The organism is Desulfotruncus arcticus DSM 17038, from assembly GCF_900113335.1.
Taxonomy (GTDB): Bacteria; Bacillota; Desulfotomaculia; order Desulfotomaculales; family Desulfallaceae; genus Desulfotruncus; species Desulfotruncus arcticus.
In genome coordinates this window covers 1-19,153 of record NZ_FOOX01000023.1, presented here as the reverse complement: position 1 = coordinate 19,153, position 19,153 = coordinate 1, and the positions used below count along the sequence as shown (strand labels likewise).

The following is a 19,153-nucleotide window of genomic DNA, read 5'->3' as shown; positions in this document are numbered from 1 at the left end:
TGACCTGTATGAAAGGGACAGCACCTTGCAACCCGCCGGAGGGATTACCGAGGAAAGCAAATTCGCGGGCATACGGACGGCTTTTCCTATCTCAAAAAAATCGGCGCAATATAGCCGCAGTGCAAAAATTCAAAAATGATTGCTTTTAGCTGTTTACAAAAAGTACAAATTCCTTGATTTATGTTATCGTATATGATAACATAATGGTGAGGTGGAGCATATACTAAGGTTAGAGGTGTACCATGGATTGGCAGGTGGAATACTATAAAAAGGAAAACGGAGATATTCCCGTGCTGGATTTTCTGCTATCGTTGGAAGCAAAAATACGGGCAAAAGCCTTTAGCGAAATAGAACTACTTGAAAAGCATGGCCATGAATTAAGGGAACCTTACGTAAAGCCCATAAAAGGCAAAGATCTTTTTGAACTAGAATCAAATTCGCGTCGGATATCAGCCGGATATTCTATTTCAAAAACCGCCAGAAGACTTTTGTGCTGCTTCATGGTTTCACCAAAAAAACTCAAAAAACTCCGCCAAGAGAGATTGAACGGGCACTGCGTTATAAAGAAGATTATGAAAGAAGGTGCGACAATGAGTAAGGCGGGAGCAAAGTTTTTCGAAGTGAAAGAGCTTTTGATGAAGGACGAAGAATTCAAAGCTGAATACGAAAAGCTGAAACCGCGCTATGATGTGATTTCGCAAATCATTGAAGCGCGAACTAGCCAAAATATTACCCAAGAAGAATTGGCGCTTCGGGTTGGGACCCAGAAATCCAATATCAGCCGCCTGGAAAGCGGAAAGTACAATCCATCCCTGGATTTTCTGTCAAAGGTTGCCCGCTCCCTTGGCAAAGAGGTGCAGATTACTCTGAAATAATAAATGTGAGAAATCATAAAACACGAGTGATAGCGGCAGATGATTAATAAAAAAGGCACTGAGAGATCAGCGCCTTTTTTATAGTGCTGAAACGAATAAACGTGCTTTGCCGCTGCTTTATTCAGTGATTCGAGCAAAGAAGTATAATATGATTAGATTGTCATTATAAGGAAAATAACAGATTATAAACCTATATGAGTATTTTGGCAATTGCGATGGATTTGCGACTTTGCGTAAGCCCACCGAAGAGCCAGAGAATTTTATAAAAATGGTAAGGGAGATCTTGAGGTTATGGATATAGAAGCGTTTACCCGTCGCGAAAAAATGCTGAAGCTACGAGAAGAGCTGCTGGCCGTCGAGGAAGACCGTCTGGCAGGGCGCGCGGGAGTTAGCCCCGATGAACTGGACAAATACCTGGACGGTATTATTGATGAGGTGGAGCATGGGAAAAGAAGCCTCAGCATAAGGTGATTGTTTCCGACCGCGTCCGTTAGATGCTGGCGGGTCATGTTTGTTTTCTGGAGCAAAAAAGCCCCCTCTGCCGCTTTACACAGAACAAAGAATGAGTTGATGGATGCTATCCCCTCCCTTCCACCATGCCTGAGCGATTGCCGTTTTTGAATGCGGAGTTTATACTACCGAATAAGTACCACAGAATGTTCGTGGAGAAATGGTATTTGATTCTGTATCAGATGAAGAATCAGATGGTGAACGTCGACTATATCGTGGATTGTAGGCAGGATTATGGCTTATTGGTGCGATAGAATTGATGAACAGGAGGTACTTATGATTTATTCAGTGCATTTTTATTATCGTAAGGTAGGTAGCAGAAAAGCTGCTGGCAAGTTTGAAGGTATCGTGTTTGCAAAGGACCAGAACCATGCGGAGGAATTGGTTAGAAAAATGATTTCTGATTATCCAATTAAACCAGAAGAGCACTTTAGTATTATCGGAGGTTCGGACAAAACTTTAGAAGAAATATATAATGAACGTCCGGAGCTTAACGGAATAACGCCGGAGCGAGGATATATTTATAATGAATTCATGCACAGAAATTATATAAGCAGGACGAGTCATCGCAGTGGTAATTTGAAAAGACCGGTATGAAATAGTGAGGCCTTTATCCAAAAAGATTCTCATTGCCGGGAATTTGTGATTGTGGATGTTGGGTACTGACTGAAACAAAGCTATATTCGGATGGGGAAAGCCGATGAATGCGTATGGGATCAATCTTTGTATATAAGAATGAAAGGTTGTATCAAGATGGAACATACTTATTTATACAGAATATCCTCTTGGAACGCAACCGGCACCTATTACGATGCCGAGGGGAAACAATTTAAACTGCATGGTGAGACCGCTGTTGTCCGCAGTGAACGTGAATGGACATTAGGCGGCACAATGACGGTCATGTGTGAACCCCCTGTAACATTTGAAAACAGCTATACGATTCACGCAACGGATGACAAAACAACGCTTATCTGGGAATCATACAATCCTGCCTTAGGGGTGCTAAAAGGAAAATTTGAAATTGTCGGAGACAGCATCGTTTCCATTTATACTTCTGACAGCGGTGTTTTCAAAGGATCAGAAACATTAATCAAAGTGGACGATGATACGTATACCAATGTCGGAGTTGCCTTTAAACACGGAGAAAAAATGTCCTCCTGGAGAGCATTGCTGAAAGCCGTAAGATAAGGCTTATCAGCATTAAATGCCGGACGAAAGCAGTCTAAAAAGGAATCCAACGCGGCAGGCCTCTCATATCGGTGCAGGAAAAGAGAGGACGGACAATACAGTTTTCATATACTTTGATTGTTGGGAGGTGATGGTATGGAATGGCTCAGTTGCCTGAATGAAGCGGTAAACTACATGGAGGAACACCTGGAGGACGAAATCGACCTGGAGCGCGTCTCGCAGATCGCCCGCTGTTCGTCGTTTCATTTTCAGCGCATGTTTTCCTATCTCGCGGACATACCTCTTTCAGAGTATATCCGCAGGAGGAAGATGACCAGAGCGGTATTCGATTTGCAAAACAGCGATGAAAAAATTATCGACATTGCGCTCAAATATGGATATGAATCGCCGACGGCTTTTAACCGCGCTTTTCAGAGCGTTCACGGCATGGCCCCGTCCGCCGCAAGAGCGGAAGGCGTTACGCTGAAAGCCTACCCGCCCATCAGCTTCAAAATAACGATCAAAGGAGAGGCTGAGATGAACTACAGAATTGAGAAAAAGGGCGCTTTCAAAATTGCAGGTGTCAGGGAGCATTACTCCATGAACATTGAAGAAAGCTTTGTCAATGTGCCGCTGTTTTGGCAAAAGACAGCGCAAAGCGGCGTTATCCCGAAACTCTGCACCCTGATGAACCGGGAGCCGAAGGGCGTCCTTGGGGTAAGCACGTGCATGAACGGTAAGGATTTCGATTATTACATTGCTGTGGCTACCGATCAGGAAACGCCCGAAGATATGGCGGAGTATCATGTCCCGGAATGCACATGGGCTATCTTTGAATGCATCGGGGCCATGCCCGACGCTATACAAAATCTGCAAAAGCGTATTGTGAGCGAATGGCTGCCCAATTCCGGTTACGAGTACGCCAATGCTCCCGATATCGAAGTCTATTTTGAAGGGAACCAGCAGGCGGAGGACTACAGATGTGAAGTCTGGCTGCCCGTTGAAAAGAAATAATAACGGTATCTAACAACATGCGCCTCTATTGAGTATAATAGGCGGCCTCCGATTGGCATCTATATTTGGGGGTGCCTACAGTAAATTAGACAGTCATTTTGGGAAATGACCTGATGGACGCCATCCGCTCCCTTTCCACCATGCCTGAGCGATTTCCGTTTTTGAATGCGGAGTTTATACCACTGAATAAATACAAAGATCTGATAAATTACTGGGTAGCCGTGCCCAAAGCTGCCTTGTGCTTTATTACAAAAACCTTGACACACCATGTCAAGGTTTTTGTGTTATTATATAGCAAAGGGGTGGTGCGCCTTTGTCAGAAAGTCGTTTATTCAAGATCATATATCACCTGTTAGATAAGGGGCGGGCATCTGCGCCGGAATTAGCAGAGGTCTGCGAGGTATCGGTTCGGACAATCTATCGGGACATTGATATGCTTAGCGGCGCTGGAATCCCTATTTATGCGAATACAGGAAGAAACGGCGGTATCCGTCTACAAGACCATTTTATGCTTCGGAACGCTATCCTGTCAGAAAAAGAGAAACAAGAAATTCTAATGGGGGTTCAAAGCCTTTCCGCCATTCAATATCCGGCCGCAGACGACATTTTAATGAAACTGGGAGCAGTCTTTCAAACAGCTCAGGCAAACTGGATTGAAGTGGATTTTTCCCGCTGGGGCAGCATAAAAGAAAAAGAGCAAAAGGTCTTCGACATTTTGAAGCAGGCCATATTAGAGAGGAAGGTAATCCGGTTTACCTATTATTCCTCTTCCGGCAATACTCTCCGCCGGGATGCGGAACCGGTAAAGCTGTTATACAAAGATAAATCCTGGTATGTTTTCGCTTTCTGCCCTGAAAAATCGGATTACAGGCTTTTCAGGGTTTCACGAATGAAGGAAATCGTCCTGACCGGAAAGACTTTCGAAATGAAGGCTGAAAGCTCAAATCTTGTTTTACCCATACCGGAGGATTTAGGAGCATTACTCCAACTGGAACTCAGCTTTCCTGACGAATGTGGCTACAGGCTATATGACACATTCGATGAATCCGCCATATCAAAAACAGAATCAGGATACAAGGTGCAGGCTGCATTGCCGGAAAATGAATGGCTGTATGACTTCATTATGTCCTTTGGAGATAAAGTCACGGTGATCTGGCCTGAACGTTTAAAAGATAACATAATCCAGCGATATGAAAACGCCTTGCGGCATTACAGGAAGGAGCAATAGGTTATGAACATAAAAAACGAACTGGAAAGCTTGCCATTTGAAAAGAGCAACATGCAATTTTGCAATGTGGATGTTGATCCGGAAAAGATTCTGGCAATTATGATTAACGAGGTGGTTCCCGCAGATCCAAAGCAGGATTTCTACGGTGCCGATGACGCGGCATATTTGGAAACCGCCATCCCCCTGTTTCAGAAAGCGGGTATTCATGTAAATTCCATATCTGATATTCTGAATTTAGGAGTCTATATCACCAATGCCGTCAAGGCTCCCAAGGCGGGATATACAATCAGCAGAGAGCAAATTGAAGAAAGCCTGCCGTTTCTTGAAAAAGAGCTGTCGCTGTTTCCTAATATTAAGGTTGTCATGCTCATGGGAGATGTGGCTAAAAAAGCATTTAACATGATTAGTAAAAAGACAACAGGGAAGAATGCCGTTCCCGGGGTGTCCACATACAAGCTGCGTAACAGTGAAATCTACCATGAAGGTATCCGTATCATGCCGTCCTACATTATGACGGGACAAAACATTTTGATTGAGAAGTCAAAATTTGAAATGGCCGCCGAAGATATTTCTGTTATGGTAAAAATGATTCAGCAATAGTGAAGCAAACTCCCTGGAGAGCCTGACATATGTTGTCAGGCTTTCTATTTTATAGTGGATATATACGATGAAATAGGTGGATTAGCAAAGTAACCCGCCCCTTCCCGAACCGTACAAGCGACTTTTTTTACCGCATACGGCTCTCCATATTCCAAATGAGTTATCGTCGTATCAACTGGTTAAGCTGAAACCTGTTAGCCTCAACATTGGCAAAGCAATGTTCGCATAGCGGTATCGGACGCCGGTTGATGGCCAGCATGACAGTGACAATCGGGTCGAGTTTCTTCTTCGCTTTCCTGTGATACATGCTGACATGAAAATGCGGATTGCCGCAGATGTAGCAGACACGGGCAAGCGGGTCCTGCAAGTTGTAATTAGGCAGGGAAAATGATTTAACTGCCGACGTGATTTTAACGAAGAAATTCTTTTGCCTCGCGAGGGATTTGTACAGTGCTAGACTGACTGAGCAGGCTTTACCTTTGACATTTTTGTAATTGACCAAGAGAGATCTGCCGTAACGGGCGAACACTTTCTTCATGCTGATATCGAATTTGCGCGCCAGGGTTTTAGCTATCGAGAATTGCACGATGTATTGGATGCGCGAACCCATATAGAAGTTGGCGCAGCCGCGTTGCTGAGTCAGGAGTCCACGGAGTACCTGGTTGCCGTACTTAATGATTTCTTCCGGAGATTCTCTAAGGAAGCGAGTGATACCAATGGGGTAACCATTACCTGTACACATACCGTTTTCACGTAGCTTTTTCAGGATGCCATCCGTATTCATGCAGATACGGATGGCTGGGTCAAAAGGGTGCTTTGAAATTTGCTGTGTTTGCCGGTGCCCTTGCGGATGATAAATCCGAGAAAGGACACATCATTATCTGCGGCATGTGTGATTTTGGTTTTCTCGTCGCTCAACCTCAGGCAGAGCTCGTTTTTCGCAGAACTCCTTGATTTTCTGTTTCAGGTCGACTGCATAGGCCTTGGGAGCAATCAGGCCAATCAGAAAATCGTCGGCGTATCGCACATACTTCACTCTGCGGAAATTGGGGTCGTATCTGTCACAGGACGGGAGGCTTTCCATTTCGCACATAAGGTGCTTAACGGTTTTGGGGTCGCTACCGTTTCTGACCGCCTTCTTGTATTGGTATCTTGCCTTGGCGTAGTCAGGGTTTTGCCTGCGGTAGTCACCTGTAGTGTCCATCTCAATAATGTTTTCCATAAATCTATCCACTTATCGAGATAGATATTGCAGAGTATGGGGCTGCAACAGGAGCCCTGTGCGTTTCCGGTTTTGGTTCCATGGTAAATGTGCTGCATGTCGCCGGAGGTCTCCGCGCCGTCGTTGGACTTTACGGAATTATAGGCTATGATGTACAAGTCTCTGTTGTAGAACAACCGGTAGAGGTCACCGTTGACATAGCAATGGTCAATGGTCGGCATTGTTCCGACGGCGGTAACCTTCCAGTCTTTCGATGAGTTTTTACCATATATGGCCTGACTCGCCAGGCTACTCGACAGCATTTGCTGTCTAATCCTGACTTTACCGACATGCTATTGTCCCCCAGAGGCTTGCGCATAAGGTAAGTCGGTTGTCTTACATCGCAACGCAGGAGCGATGATTTCTGCGAAATATATATGAAGCGCACAACGTGCGCACAAAAAGGATACCGGAAAATGAAAATCCGGTATCCTCACCACATGTCCTTGAACTGAACGCCATCCCCGTAAACAACAGGTTCCCCTGTTCTGGGGTCAAGCAAATCCCCCTGCGCGTTAAATTGAACTTTGTCAAGCGGTACGCCCATTTCTCTGGCCCGCCGGATCTGCCACGCGACGTCACCTTCAAAGTATTTCTCGTCCCGTTTGCGCCGTATCGCCTTTATAAGAGACACAATCCAGCTTAACACGGTCAGGCCGAGCAACGAGAAAAGGATGATATACGCTAAGTCTCATGTTCCACGCCCACTTGTTCAGCACGGTGCTGAAAAGCAGGAAGCAAAGGACGGGAATCATCAGCCGGAGCTTTCCTGCTGCTTTGAATATGAAAGAAAGAATGAGCTATCCCACCGTAAGGCAAAGAGAAATAAAGGCCGCGGCTGGTATAATGGTCACTCCTTTCCACATAGTCCGTATATTTCCATTATATCACGCGGCGCAAATATATAAATAAGAGCGGGGTTTTGTAATTTGGAAGTTAAGATCAGCCGGGAAATCCGGGAGGAGGATGGCCACAAAAAGAGCCTATAACAGCGGTATCCCAAGCAGGAAGATGAATATGGATGCGTACAGCACAAATAAACCCTTTCCCACGCTTATATTATCGCGCATCAAGAAAGAAATGGAAGGCTGTCGGTAGGACGTATGTATGCGTTTTAAATTTGTTTACTGAGTTGCAGTGAGAAATAATTTCAGAAGTGCATAAGCGTCCTTCCGCTGCCTCTCCGTGCATTGGTTCAGGGCTGATAATATTAGCTCCGTTTCATTTGAGCGGTCACAGTTTGATTTTCCAAGCAGCATGTAATCCAGAGATATTTTCAATTGGGAGCAGATTTTCAGCATCGTGCCAATCGACATCCCCGCCTGTCCCCGTTCGATATCGGCATAGAATTTAGGAACACGCCCAATACGCTCGGCCATTTCATCTACTGTAAGCCCTAAAGCCTTTCTTTGCTGTCGAATACGTTCACCTACAAAAATTTTATCATAATCGTCCACAGCTATACCCCCATCATAGTAGAATGTGAGTTTATAGCTACTATTATGCGGAGGTTTTTAATTGACTTTAATGAGCTGTGAACGTATAATTTTTATTAGTTTTTAACTGATATTTAGTAGATAATGTTTGAATTTTGGAAAATGATGGGGTATATTGCCTTAAATCATTCGTACAACAAAACAAACCTTCCTTGTCTAACGCTTATTATGGCGTAACAAGGAAAGCTGCAAACGGATTATTTTGGTGTACTGTACGCTTTTACCGCTTTTTCCCTAACAATTCTTCAACAGAAATATCCAATGCTTTCGCAATCGCAACGATCTCATAATCCTGGACCAGACGGTATTGTCCTTCAAGGCGGGAAAGACTCGTTGGGCTGATATCCAAGCCCACGGTTTGCAGTTTCGCCAGAAAATCCTTCTGCTTTATTTTCCTTGCCTTCCGAAGGGCAACAACCTTGGCTCCGATCATGTTTTTGTTGCCGGGCGGGTTCTTTCGTGGTTTCATAACCTTCGCACCTCACTGTTCTTGCCATCAATTTTAGGTGAGGGCGCGATGGTTTTAATGCGAATATCGCAGTAAAATAAAAAATAAGTCGATATTCGCAGTAAAATTGAAAGGAGTCTGACATAAAGATGAGGCAGAAATTTATTGTTTCACGGAATACAGGCACATCAAGCAGCATTATAGGTGAGGGAAAACACCCCATTTTTATCCGGCTTAAAATCAGGCAAAGGAGATTTCGGCCATGAAAAAGGAGTCTCTCAATGAAAAGCTGGAGAAAGAGCAGGAAATACTGCGCAAACTTGGAGAGGAAGCCTTGAAAAACGGCATCCCCCTCACCCAGGATGAGGCATTTATGACACAGAACCGCAAGGTTGACGAATTGGTAGTCAAGGTAATCAAGGAGGAGAAACGAAACAGGAAAAAACAGCGGGCACGATAAGGCAACCGGTCTGCTGGCGCTTCGTGAAAGAGGCGCTATTTTTTGTGGAGGTGATGATATTTTGGAAGTCAAGATCAACCGGGAAATCCGGGATTATACAGGGAGCTTGTTTTTTGGACTGTCCATGCGGCAGTTCATTTTTTCTGTTCTGGCCGTTGTCGTGGCCATCGGCATCTACTTCGGCCTGCGGAGCTTCTTTGGCACGGAAACCGTAAGCTGGATGTGCATTCTGGGGGCCGCCCCCTTCGCGGCCCTCGGTTTTATTCAATACCACAGCATGACGGCGGAGCAGTTTTTGTGGGCCTACATCAAGTCGGAGTTTTTCCTGCCCAAGCGCCTGACCTTTCAACCTACCCACATCTCTTACGAAGCCCTGAAGCCCGCCCTGGCGAAAAGGAGGCATGGAAGCGCCATGATTAAAACTCTGCAAAAAATCGTGAAGCAGGACAAGGAACGGTTCGTCGTCCCCAAGGGCGTACAGCAGGCCATCCCCATCCGCGCCATCTGGCGGGAGGGGATTTTTCAGGTAGGCAACAAGTTTTCCCGGACTTCCGCTTTGCGGACATCAATTACGCCGTGGCCTCCAAGGAGGACAAGGAAGCCATGTTTCTCTCCTATTCGGAGCTTTTGAATTCCTTTGACAGCGGGGCGACCACCAAGGTCACGATAAACAACCGCTGCCTGAATAAGACGGACTTTGAAAGCTCCATTCTGATTCCTTTCCGGGAGGGCGGGCTGGACGAATACCGCAGGGAATACAACCGGATGCTTTTGGATAAGGCCACCGGCGCGAACAGCATCGTGCAGGACAAATACGTGACCGTGTCGGTAGCGAAAAAGAATATCGAGGAAGCGCGGAGCTACTTTTCCCGCATCGGCACCGACCTGATCACCCACTTTTCCTATCGGTTTCGTGGGCAGCATGTGAATGTCCACGGGTCCGCATTTGCACTTTGAGGTTTATGCCGGAGGCACCAGGGCTGACCCCTTGCTGTACTTCTCCAATTATCCGGCGGCATGGTAAGGATTAACTGAATTGCGCCGCAGACTGAAAATGAAGTTCACAACCAAAATCCCGCATTCAGGGTAACTCAACATAATAGATAATAGGACTGCATGGGGAGCGTGTCCCCCTTCTGCGTTCCCCATGCGGCCTTTCATGCTTGACTGTCTATAAAAGCCCATCAATTGCCGGTGAGCTTTCATAGGCTGACATCAAAGGAAGCAGAAACCTTTATTTTTCCGCTTCCTTTGTTTTACTTATTCCCTTTGATGGTGGCCTATGACAAATAGAAGTTAACATTTGACAGAAATTTGAAGTTGCGTTACAATGACTATAATTAATAATTAGTCATTGACTGGAGCGGTGATATGGCAAGACATTTTTCTGAAACTGAAAAACAGACGATAAAGAAGAAGCTGCTCCATGAAGGCAAGGTATTGCTTGAAAAATACGGAGTCAAGAAAACCAGCGTTGATAAAATTGTAGAAAAAGTCGGGATAGCGAAAGGCTCTTTTTATAATTTTTATCCGTCAAAGGAATCGATGGTATTTGACATCGTCCTGGATATTGAAACAGAAATTCATAAAGAAGAAATGAATAACTTGCATACGTTTCTGGCTGAATACGAATTTCCGGAGGCGATGAAACATACGGTTCTGAAGTCATTGGGCTTTATGCAAAACGAACCCTTACTGTTAATCGTCAACGATCCGCAATTGATTCAGGAAATCTGGTCGAAAAGCAGCGAGCAGCAAAAAGAACGCAGTACCCGGCGAAACCAAAACAGGGTGACGGATTTTATACAGGCGGCCGGACAAAAGGGTTATAGTCTAACGGTGCCTGCAACGGTTTTTGAGGCAAGCTTGATGAGCTTTTTCTTGATATACATCAATCAAAACATGGTTGGCGAGTCAGGTCACGAAGCGCTGGAGTTGATGATGAAGGCCACTTTTGGCAAGATTTTCGTCAAGGGCTGCATTGGGGATATAAAAGGAGAGAAAAGTTTTGATCATTGATGGTCACGCTCATGCCTGCGGCGAATACTTAACCGTCGCCGGTATACTTAAAAAACTTAATGAAAATTCAACGGATGCCGTGGTTCTTTGCCCCGGAGAGCTTAATAAGGATAAAGGCTATAAATTGCCTGATCTTTATCTAAAGTATCCGAATAAAGACTTTATTTATGTTATCAACAGGCTGACCAAAATGATTATCGCCTTGACGAGTGCGGCAAAACAGATTGATGAAGGTAACGGGTATGTTTTCAGCCTGGTCAGGCAAGCTCCGCAGAGAATCTTTCAGTTTTTTTGGGTTAACCCGAATGACAAAAATGTGGTTGATAAAATCGAGGATAAATATGCCTTGTGGAATTTCAAAGGAATAAAGCTTCATCAATGCTGGCACAAATTCAGTCTTCAAAACGAAAACATCGGGCCAATCATCAAGTGGGCGGAAAACAAAGGGCTGCCTGTTTTTATCCACCTTGCGTCCCGGCAAGATGCGCTGGATATGGTGCGGCTGGTTAACCGACACTCGGATGCTTGCTTCATTATTGCTCATATGATTGGGATGGAGGTATTTTCCCAAGCCGAACTGCAGAATAAGAACGTATATTTTGATATGTCCGGAGGGCAGCTCATTCCTCAAAAGAAACTGTTGATTGCCATAGAAAAATTCGGCGCCGAAAAAATCTTGATGGGAACAGATACGCCCTACGGCATAGATAATTTAAAAAACGCCATTGCCAGGGTTCATGATTTGCCGCTTTCCGAAGAGGAAAAACGCAGCATATTGGGTGGGAATTTGCAAAGGATACTGGGTTTGAATACGTTCTTAACCCGTTTGCAAAGGGAGTCTGAGCAATGAACAGGTTTGTCAATATCACGGCTAAACTGAAATGGCTTGGCTTGATAGGACTATTGGGCAGCATAACCGGCAATGCTTACCTTAAACTCTTCTGGCTATTCTTTCTACTCGGGTTTTTAGAGATATTCGGCAATCTGCCGGTATTCTATCAGAGCGTTCAACAGCTTCTTTCCTATCCTTTAATCTTATTCCGCCATCGTTTCCGCCTGCCGTCAAAGGAGAATTACACCGGCATGACGGACTACGCATTGCCCTTTGATGGGCAGTGGTACGTCGTCAACGGCGGTACAGACAAGAAGGCTTCCCATTCCTGGGGGGTGTGGCCGCAGCGCCACGCCTATGATTTTGTTATGGTTGATGAAAACGGAAAAACCCACTCCGGCAGCGGCAAGGAGCTGCAGGATTATTTCTGCTACGGAAAAGACGTTCTCGCACCCGCCGACGGCGAAGTTGTAAGCTTAGCCGACGGGCATCCGGAAAGCAAGGTCTATGGGGACGGCAGCGTGGAATGCAGGGCGAAGGATATGCGCGGAAACTTTATTACGATCAAGCATCAGGAGAAAGAGTTCAGCACCCTCGCCCACCTCATGCCGGGCAGCATCACCGTTGCCTTGGGCCAGAAGGTTGTCCGCGGGCAGGTAATTGCCAGATGCGGCAATTCCGGGAACACCAGCGAACCCCACGTTCATTTTCAACTAAATGACGAGAGAAGCTTTTTCGCTTCCGCGGGGCTGCCAATCAGGTTTAGAAATGTATGTGCAAAAGAAAACGGGAAAACATGTTCCGCAGATTATATTGTCAAAGGCCAATCCGTAGAAAACAGGCTTTCGTGAAAAAGCTTATGAATCCTTTATTGTCATGCAAAGGAGGAAAATAAATCAATGGATACCTACCTGCTGATACCGGCTGTTCTTCTTCTGGAAAGCAGTCTTTTCACTCTTTTGAATCAGCTTTGCCGACCGATTCAAAAGAGTGGGATATTCTTTCAAGCATAAAGGAAGCTCTGTATGAACCAAGCAGGAAAAACCACGACGATGAAGATGCTGCTGGGACTGACGCAGCCGACTTCGGGAGAAGTGATAATTTTCGGCAAAAACATCCGGGGGAAACGAGAAAAAAATTCTGTGACATCCCTCCAAAGCGGGCGGAATGCCAGGTGAAAAGGGAGCTGAGAGCATTGCCAATATGCGCTAAAACGTGTCATATGACGGTATGTCTTGCGGCAAATAAAATGTGCCGCAAGAAAAGAAAAAAGCCCTCAAATCCGCTTGTATCACGGTTTTAAGAGCATTGACTTCTGGTGCCGAAGGCGGGAGTCGAACCCGCATGGGATAACCCGCACGATTTTGAGTCCCTCCACATTACCGGAAGCATCGGGAATGCAACGTACTCTACCGGAATCCTCAGACCTCCAAAAACCTTGTATAATGCGGGTTTGAGGCACTTAAAACCCGGAAACCCACGTCACTCCAAGGCTCTCTCAAAAGAGCGGTTTTGACGTCAATTTTGGACGTTGGAGGGATATTGGAGGGATATTCAGGAGGGATATCCGGACCGTTTGCCGTCAGAACATCGAACGTGTAGCAATCAAAAATCAATATTGTAACAGTCATCCTACCATTGACAAATATTTTCAGGAGTTGATGACTGTGAAAAATCAAGAATACTACGAACAGCTTTTTGAGCCGTATCCCGATGTCGTTACACTGGATGAATTCAGAGCTATGTTGGGCGGCATTGGGGAGACCACGGCACGAAAAATTTTGCATGGGAAACATATAAAATACTTTTTTATCCGCAGTGCCTATAGGATACCTAAAATATGGGTTATCGAGTATGTTTTAAGCGAACATTACGCCCAATACCGGCAAGAGCTGAAAGTACGGGTTTAGCAGTGAATAAAAATGAATGAACAAGAGGACATAGGCTTTTCGCTTATGTTTTCTTTTCATATATAAATATGCAGGACATGTCATTGGTGCCATGTAAATATATGAAACTAACTATGTTATCCCAATTCTAATTGAAACAGCAAAATCTGCTCCAGCGGTATTGGGAATCTGATATAAAACGTGGTTCCTTCTGATCCGGTTTCAAAAGTAATCCTAGAATTATATCGTGCTGCAATGCTATATAGCACACCGCCAGACCCAGACCGGTGCCTTTTTCTTTGGGGGGAGGAAGTTTAAGAGCGAACTTGATTTTCGAGAAAAGGGGAATATGTATGTAAATACTCCTACACTTTTACGAAGATTACATCGAAAGGAGCTTATTAACACCCCAATTTATAATGCATTACGTGAAATTTTTGCAATATGTAATCGGGCAGTGCATGGAAATGATGTACTGTTAGATGATGTACAATTTATAAAAAATACAGCACTTAACTGCCTTGCGATTTTATTAAAGGTTTTAGATTCTTTATAGAATATGACAGTCTGAAGCGCCTCTTGCAGGCGCTTCAGACTGTCGGAAAACCCCCGCCAAATCGAAAGAAATGGAGGGGGTTTAGTTAAATGGAGCATCTGTTGCGATTCGAAACATGATTACGCCTCTCACGCTACAATAAACTTGTAGATATAGGAGAATCCGAAGAGAGCCAAACTTCATGAGGATGCAAGCCGCCTACGTAGCCTGACGTTATCTTTGCAATGATTCAATACCACTTAAAAACATATAAATTCATCGAATTATATTGGAAAAAGGGGTTGTTCACACTTATAATAAATGTATGTTATTGGCAAGAAAAAGGCGATTCCCGTCATAAGGTCGGGAAATTATGGAATTGTCCGAAATCGATGAGTGGATTAAAAGCGGTAAAAGCGCTATGAAATAAAATCAGAGATTGCCCACACAAATGTAAAGAGGAATCCGAGGTGAATAGCGTGGCTTCAAAGACACTCGAACAAATCAGCTACAATATGCGCCAAGTCAGATGCAAAGACTCGGCAATCGAGATTGCTTTACGCAAAGAACTCTGGCACAGAGGATTGCGATACAGAAAAAACGATAAGAATGTTTTAGGAAAGCCCGATATCGTCTTTAAGGGCAAAAAGGTTGCCATATTCTGCGACAGTGAGTTTTGGCACGGATACGATTGGAATAACCGTAAAAACGATTTTAAAAGCAATAAAGACTTTTGGATTCATAAGATCGAACGGAACATGGAGCGGGATGCAGAGGTCACAGCCAAATTACAGTCCGACGGATGGACAGTGCTTCGTTTTTGGGGCAAGGAAATAAAGCGGAATGTTTCGGTTTGCGCTGACATTATAGAAAAAGCGCTGAAGGAGAGTGAACGATGCCATACAGGATGATTGATCTATGTGCCGGAATCGGAGGTATCAGAAAAAGCTTTGAGCTTACGGGCCAATTTGTTAATGTTCTTTCTTCTGAGATCGACCGTTATGCCTGTACGACATACGAACACTTATTCGGAGAGAACCCACGCAACGATTTGACCACAGAGGAATTTAAACGGCAGGCTGAGAAGGTGCAGTTTGAGGTATTGCTTGCCGGGTTCCCTTGCCAAACTTTCAGCCGGGTCGGATTGGGCGAAGGCTTCGAAAACGAAGAAAAAGGAAAAATATTTTTTCATATTGCCGAGATTATAAGGAGAACAAGACCGCAGGCGATTTTCTTAGAAAATGTTGATCATTTGGTGACACGTGATAAAGGAAAAACATTCAAAGCAATCATAGAAAAACTGGAGATAGATTTAAACTATAAGATTATCGGAACCATAAAAAACACCGATGGCAGTTTGTCATATCATCGTAGGAATTTTATTCGGAATTCACGGGATTTCGGCGTGCCGCAAAACCGCCCCAGAACATATATAATCGGATTTGACAGAGGGTTTTTTGACCAAGATGCCGTTTCTCGACTGCCTAATGATTTACCGGAAAGAAGAGCTGAACCGTTATACGGTAACCTTAATACAGTACTGGAACCGAACGTTGAGCTAAAGTATTATATGTCTTCTGGCTATTTTGAAACATTGATTCGACATCGTGAAAGACAAGCAAAAAAAGGATACGGATTCGGCTACAGAATCGTAAATGCTCCCGAAATTGAAAACCCGGTTGCCAATACATTGCTCGCCACCGGCGGTTCCGGCAGAGAACGTAATTTAATTTACGATCCACGCGACGGAATTGCCGGCATGGAAATCAGGGGAAAGAAAACACCTTTGAACGACAAAGGCATTCGCGTTATGACTCCGACGGAATGGGGTAAGTTGCAAGGATTCGTAAATTACGCATTTCTTGACGAAAACGGTATTGACGGATTTTCTTTTCCGGACGGAATCCCGAATATTCAAAGATACAAACAATTCGGCAATTCGGTAACAATACCTGTCGTCGAGCAGATGGCACTTTTTATATTGGATTGCTTTGAGCGGCTCGGAAACTTTCCGCCTGTTGATTGATTTCTGCGAGGGAGGCGAAAACGGTGTTGAGCAGACAGTTGATGAATAATTTTTCGAATAAGTGCGACATATATTTTGAGCATTCTCTTATTTCGAAAGAACTTCTCCTCAAAACATACACCGATTTTATCGCCTCCTCGTTTAGCGGATTTAACCGTACTGTCGGTGTGGTACTGCATACCGGTTCAATATGTTTTGATATTGTTTCGATTCTCGCCGCCGCATTAGGCAGTTTGCTGCTGGATGGTTCTGCCGCGGATGATATCGTTTCTTCGCTTAATGAAGGCGCTATGGTTCAGTATAAGAACAATCGGTATCTTTGGGGCGGACTCGGTAGATTCGGAAAGGACGGAGAGTTTATTCCCGCAGAGAGTGTTGAGAAAGCGTCCCATTTTTTGTTAATCCAACGAAGGTCCGACAAAAACTTAGGCGAAAACATCAGTAAAACCATGTTGCCGCTTGCAAGCAAAAATATGATTATCCCCTATTACGGTAATTCTATAATAACAGACGGCAGAGGATTGCGCCGTGGCAAGACGAATCGGACTGATTTTATAGCCTATTTGTTCGATGTGCCTAAGTCGGAGATTTCGAGTATTGCCGGTGTATCATCCGTCGTTGTTGCGGAACGGGTTACGGTCGACCGTATTGTAAAAGGACTTACGATATCTTACGGCAAGGGGAAGTCGGTAAACCTTTTGGTATTGTGACAACTTCATATTTTACCGACGGTGAAGAATATCCCTATGCCGGAAATCCGGGAAAAAACGACCCCGTTTTGAAAATCACCGGAAAAATATCAACTGCCCGTGAGTTGATTTTGGACAAAAGCGGGAATAAAGCCGTAGGTCTGCTTGTTCTGGGTTCGGAGAGCATTGCAAAAGGCAGAAGCGAGTTGCCTGATTTGTTGAATCGCAAATCATTGCAATATATTTATCTTTCCGCGAATATCGATTCGGAAAATGCCGAGGAAATCCTGAGTGAATGTGAGGATGCATCGATCTTCGCCTGTACCAAAGAATTTCTGCTATCGAATGCCCTTCCGCCAAAAAAAATGAATCGGCATACCGTCGCACTGAATAAGCAGGTAACGAATATCGTGAACAAGAAAATCGAATCCGTCGTCATACCGGGTGATTGTTCCTGGGAGGAATACAGAGCCGTAAAAGAATCGTTGCATTTGCTGAAAAAATACGATTGGAGCGGCGAAGAAAAAGATTTGTTTATAATAAACGCCTACTCGTTGCTGAACCTGTTCACGACGGCGGTTTTTCCGATTAAGATGATAGAAGAGATGACAAACGGAGGTATGTTGGACGGGCGCGTCGCTTCTCCGCGACAACGGATTGACGAGCTCTGGAAACTCGCGGATAAATTGCCGACATCTTTTACCAACCGCGCAATCGATATAATAGGGCTTTTGGAGAGACTCTATACAAAAAACGAGAGCGAATGCCGCAAATATTCCGAATTGAAAAAACGATTGTCTGCCGGAGTCGATGGGCAGATTGCAGTAATAGTACCCAAAGCTTACTATGAAGATGTTTTGGCTGCAGACGGAATCCTGCGGAGCGAAAAGGTAACCGTCGTCACGGCGAACAGATTTGACAACTCGATTGACTATGATGAAATCATAGTCGTAGGCGAAATATCAGGCAAACGGTTTGACACATTCAGATGCCGCGCCGCATCCGTTATTACCGTGTTGCTCTACGATTTTGAATTGCGTTTGTTCAGACACAGAGAAAAAGAGGCGGATCGTTTTGAGCAAGATTTGAACAAAAAAACAGGGCTCATCTCTGAAGATGTTCAACCTTTGGACGTGTGTCCCGGAAAAAGCAACGTCGAGTCCGACAATGACGCCGAAATCTTGAAATTCAAAACCATGACATCGGATTTGGATTGTTACATAGAAAAAATCGTTGCATTCGATATCGGAAATCTTGTCGGACAGGTTCCGACAACGGGCACGGCTGCCACAGCGGACGTTGTGGCGGTGGGAACTTTTACCAACGGGGAACGGATACTGTTTTCCAAGTATTACAAAGCGTTTGTGTTTGATAAATCCAAAGGAACCGTTACGGAAACGGATGTTGAAGAACTTGAGTCGGGCGATATGCTCGTCTTTACACGTCGCGACGATTTCACCAGAAATATGGTTGATAATGTTTTCGATAATTTACTGTCTTCCGGTCTTTTGAACGAATCGGTAAAAGAAGCGGCGTTTAAATCGGCATACTGGAAGCTGGCTTTACGGGAATATATGGACAAACATGGCTGTTCGTACCGAGAAATTTCCCGAAGATTATCCGCTCTCGGATGCAAACGTCACGAAGTGACCATTCGAACGTGGCTGAGTGACGATTATCGGATTATAGGTCCTCTCGACGAAGAGGCGTTTGTTCAAATTGCCGAATTGACTGCCGATCCCGATATGAAGCGCGATCCCAAGAGCTTTTACGAGGCGTGTCGCATCACAAGGCATGAACGCAAAAAGATTCTCAGTTTGATCGGACGTGCCATTATCGATAAATTGCGAGGGCATCTTTCCGAACGGGACGGATTACTTGAAGCGGTATACGATAATATCGATAAGCTGGCTGTGATGTTGGAACTGGAAACCGTTGCGGAATTGAACGAGCCTGTGGCGGTTTCTGTCAATATGATAAATAAGCCTTTGACGTCACAGGAGGGATAGGGATGCGGCGTCCCCCGTTAAATAGACACACAAAACATAAGTATTACTTCATTTTTCATAGAATATCTTGATCTTTTGACAAATCACCAAAAGGT

Annotated in this window: 22 protein-coding genes and 4 pseudogenes; 20 read left to right on the top strand and 6 right to left on the bottom strand. The window is 44.7% G+C overall.

Annotated elements, in window-relative coordinates; genetic code table 11:
- Positions 1–254 precede the first annotated feature (254 nt).
- The 7 genes and pseudogenes from BM056_RS27810 (at position 255) to BM056_RS22660 (ending at position 5,394) form a co-directional block, all read left to right on the top strand.
- On the top strand, positions 255–875 hold the full coding sequence (locus BM056_RS27810; protein ID WP_435050980.1) for a helix-turn-helix domain-containing protein: 621 nt from the start codon (positions 255–257) through the stop codon (positions 873–875).
- A 264-nt stretch (positions 876–1,139) separates the two neighbouring features.
- A pseudogene (locus BM056_RS22695) lies at positions 1,140–1,346 on the top strand (prevent-host-death protein); the annotation flags it as partial.
- 315 nt (positions 1,347–1,661) lie between these two features.
- On the top strand, positions 1,662–1,982 hold the full coding sequence (locus BM056_RS22685; protein ID WP_092474872.1) for a hypothetical protein: 321 nt from the start codon (positions 1,662–1,664) through the stop codon (positions 1,980–1,982).
- 138 nt (positions 1,983–2,120) lie between these two features.
- Positions 2,121–2,573 (top strand): hypothetical protein, encoded by a 453-nt coding sequence (locus tag BM056_RS22680; protein ID WP_131820823.1) that lies wholly within the window; start codon positions 2,121–2,123, stop codon positions 2,571–2,573.
- A 135-nt stretch (positions 2,574–2,708) separates the two neighbouring features.
- Positions 2,709–3,566 carry an AraC family transcriptional regulator gene (locus BM056_RS22675; RefSeq protein ID WP_092474866.1) on the top strand — a complete coding sequence of 286 codons (858 nt, stop codon included), beginning with the start codon at positions 2,709–2,711 and terminating at the stop codon, positions 3,564–3,566.
- 313 nt (positions 3,567–3,879) lie between these two features.
- The gene (locus BM056_RS22665) at positions 3,880–4,794 is read left to right on the top strand and encodes a helix-turn-helix transcriptional regulator (protein ID WP_092474863.1); all 915 of its coding nucleotides are present in this window, start codon (positions 3,880–3,882) and stop codon (positions 4,792–4,794) included.
- Positions 4,795–4,797: 3 nt separating this feature from the next.
- A complete protein-coding gene (locus BM056_RS22660; RefSeq protein ID WP_092474860.1) occupies positions 4,798–5,394 on the top strand; it encodes a uracil-DNA glycosylase family protein in 597 nt (198 codons plus the stop codon).
- A gap of 160 nt (positions 5,395–5,554) precedes the next feature.
- Here BM056_RS22660 and BM056_RS27805 read toward each other — a convergent pair whose 3' ends face one another.
- The 4 genes from BM056_RS27805 to BM056_RS25920 all read right to left on the bottom strand — a co-directional run bounded on the left by BM056_RS27805 (position 5,555) and on the right by BM056_RS25920 (position 7,519).
- Positions 5,555–6,178: a group II intron reverse transcriptase/maturase gene (locus tag BM056_RS27805; protein WP_238456618.1), complete on the bottom strand. Its 624-nt coding sequence runs from the start codon at positions 6,176–6,178 to the stop codon at positions 5,555–5,557.
- Between the two features lie 93 nt (positions 6,179–6,271).
- Complete coding sequence (locus BM056_RS27800) at positions 6,272–6,628, bottom strand: hypothetical protein (RefSeq protein ID WP_238456617.1); 357 nt, start codon at positions 6,626–6,628, stop codon at positions 6,272–6,274.
- A 460-nt stretch (positions 6,629–7,088) separates the two neighbouring features.
- Positions 7,089–7,304 (bottom strand): hypothetical protein, encoded by a 216-nt coding sequence (locus BM056_RS22650; RefSeq protein WP_131820822.1) that lies wholly within the window; start codon positions 7,302–7,304, stop codon positions 7,089–7,091.
- A 35-nt stretch (positions 7,305–7,339) separates the two neighbouring features.
- Positions 7,340–7,519: a hypothetical protein gene (locus tag BM056_RS25920; RefSeq protein ID WP_131820821.1), complete on the bottom strand. Its 180-nt coding sequence runs from the start codon at positions 7,517–7,519 to the stop codon at positions 7,340–7,342.
- 102 nt (positions 7,520–7,621) lie between these two features.
- On the opposite strand from BM056_RS25920, the gene BM056_RS27425 reads away from it, so the two are divergent.
- A complete protein-coding gene (locus BM056_RS27425; protein WP_274377582.1) occupies positions 7,622–7,753 on the top strand; it encodes a hypothetical protein in 132 nt (43 codons plus the stop codon).
- A 26-nt stretch (positions 7,754–7,779) separates the two neighbouring features.
- Here BM056_RS27425 and BM056_RS22640 read toward each other — a convergent pair whose 3' ends face one another.
- Positions 7,780–8,112: a helix-turn-helix domain-containing protein gene (locus BM056_RS22640; RefSeq protein ID WP_092474853.1), complete on the bottom strand. Its 333-nt coding sequence runs from the start codon at positions 8,110–8,112 to the stop codon at positions 7,780–7,782.
- A 259-nt stretch (positions 8,113–8,371) separates the two neighbouring features.
- Complete coding sequence (locus BM056_RS22635) at positions 8,372–8,620, bottom strand: helix-turn-helix domain-containing protein (RefSeq protein ID WP_092474849.1); 249 nt, start codon at positions 8,618–8,620, stop codon at positions 8,372–8,374.
- A gap of 241 nt (positions 8,621–8,861) precedes the next feature.
- On the opposite strand from BM056_RS22635, the gene BM056_RS22630 reads away from it, so the two are divergent.
- The 12 genes and pseudogenes from BM056_RS22630 to BM056_RS22575 all read left to right on the top strand — a co-directional run bounded on the left by BM056_RS22630 (position 8,862) and on the right by BM056_RS22575 (position 19,058).
- Positions 8,862–9,059, top strand: coding sequence for a hypothetical protein (locus BM056_RS22630; RefSeq protein ID WP_092474846.1), 198 nt, complete (start codon positions 8,862–8,864; stop codon positions 9,057–9,059).
- A gap of 61 nt (positions 9,060–9,120) precedes the next feature.
- A pseudogene (locus BM056_RS27875) lies at positions 9,121–9,456 on the top strand (PrgI family protein); the annotation flags it as partial.
- Between the two features lie 15 nt (positions 9,457–9,471).
- Positions 9,472–9,962, top strand: a pseudogene (locus tag BM056_RS27030) (VirB4-like conjugal transfer ATPase, CD1110 family); the annotation flags it as partial.
- Positions 9,963–10,430: 468 nt separating this feature from the next.
- Positions 10,431–11,078 (top strand): TetR/AcrR family transcriptional regulator, encoded by a 648-nt coding sequence (locus BM056_RS22615; protein WP_092474844.1) that lies wholly within the window; start codon positions 10,431–10,433, stop codon positions 11,076–11,078.
- Positions 11,068–11,928, top strand: coding sequence for an amidohydrolase family protein (locus BM056_RS22610; RefSeq protein ID WP_092474841.1), 861 nt, complete (start codon positions 11,068–11,070; stop codon positions 11,926–11,928). Before BM056_RS22615 ends, BM056_RS22610 begins: the two co-directional genes overlap by 11 nt.
- Positions 11,925–12,761 carry a M23 family metallopeptidase gene (locus BM056_RS22605; protein ID WP_092474838.1) on the top strand — a complete coding sequence of 279 codons (837 nt, stop codon included), beginning with the start codon at positions 11,925–11,927 and terminating at the stop codon, positions 12,759–12,761. The genes BM056_RS22610 and BM056_RS22605 overlap by 4 nt, the downstream gene beginning before the upstream one ends.
- A 177-nt stretch (positions 12,762–12,938) precedes the next feature.
- A pseudogene (locus BM056_RS22600) lies at positions 12,939–13,046 on the top strand (ATP-binding cassette domain-containing protein); the annotation flags it as partial.
- Positions 13,047–13,577: 531 nt separating this feature from the next.
- Entirely contained in the window at positions 13,578–13,820 is a 243-nt protein-coding gene (locus BM056_RS22595) for a DNA-binding protein (protein WP_174549997.1), read from the top strand.
- A gap of 984 nt (positions 13,821–14,804) precedes the next feature.
- Entirely contained in the window at positions 14,805–15,245 is a 441-nt protein-coding gene (locus BM056_RS22590; protein ID WP_337833539.1) for a very short patch repair endonuclease, read from the top strand.
- Positions 15,230–16,360, top strand: coding sequence for a DNA (cytosine-5-)-methyltransferase (gene dcm, locus BM056_RS22585; protein ID WP_092474831.1), 1,131 nt, complete (start codon positions 15,230–15,232; stop codon positions 16,358–16,360). Before BM056_RS22590 ends, dcm begins: the two co-directional genes overlap by 16 nt.
- A 23-nt stretch (positions 16,361–16,383) precedes the next feature.
- Positions 16,384–17,070 carry a DrmE family protein gene (locus tag BM056_RS27420; RefSeq protein ID WP_092474828.1) on the top strand — a complete coding sequence of 229 codons (687 nt, stop codon included), beginning with the start codon at positions 16,384–16,386 and terminating at the stop codon, positions 17,068–17,070.
- On the top strand, positions 17,067–19,058 hold the full coding sequence (locus BM056_RS22575) for a DrmE family protein (RefSeq protein ID WP_092474825.1): 1,992 nt from the start codon (positions 17,067–17,069) through the stop codon (positions 19,056–19,058). The genes BM056_RS27420 and BM056_RS22575 overlap by 4 nt, the downstream gene beginning before the upstream one ends.
- Positions 19,059–19,153 lie beyond the last annotated feature (95 nt).

Bases quoted from the DNA above. Each gene is read 5' to 3' on its own strand.
- BM056_RS22685 (WP_092474872.1), top strand. From the start codon at position 1,662: ATGATTTATTCAGTGCATTTTTATTATCGTAAGGTAGGTAGCAGAAAA.
- BM056_RS27805 (WP_238456618.1), bottom strand. From the start codon at position 6,178: ATGAATACGGATGGCATCCTGAAAAAGCTACGTGAAAACGGTATGTGT.
- BM056_RS27425 (WP_274377582.1), top strand. From the start codon at position 7,622: ATGGCCACAAAAAGAGCCTATAACAGCGGTATCCCAAGCAGGAAGATG.
- BM056_RS22680 (WP_131820823.1), top strand. From the start codon at position 2,121: ATGAAAGGTTGTATCAAGATGGAACATACTTATTTATACAGAATATCC.
- BM056_RS22630 (WP_092474846.1), top strand. From the start codon at position 8,862: ATGAAAAAGGAGTCTCTCAATGAAAAGCTGGAGAAAGAGCAGGAAATA.
- BM056_RS22675 (WP_092474866.1), top strand. From the start codon at position 2,709: ATGGAATGGCTCAGTTGCCTGAATGAAGCGGTAAACTACATGGAGGAA.
- BM056_RS22660 (WP_092474860.1), top strand. From the start codon at position 4,798: ATGAACATAAAAAACGAACTGGAAAGCTTGCCATTTGAAAAGAGCAAC.
- BM056_RS22615 (WP_092474844.1), top strand. From the start codon at position 10,431: ATGGCAAGACATTTTTCTGAAACTGAAAAACAGACGATAAAGAAGAAG.
- BM056_RS22605 (WP_092474838.1), top strand. From the start codon at position 11,925: ATGAACAGGTTTGTCAATATCACGGCTAAACTGAAATGGCTTGGCTTG.
- dcm (WP_092474831.1), top strand. From the start codon at position 15,230: ATGCCATACAGGATGATTGATCTATGTGCCGGAATCGGAGGTATCAGA.
- BM056_RS22635 (WP_092474849.1), bottom strand. From the start codon at position 8,620: ATGAAACCACGAAAGAACCCGCCCGGCAACAAAAACATGATCGGAGCC.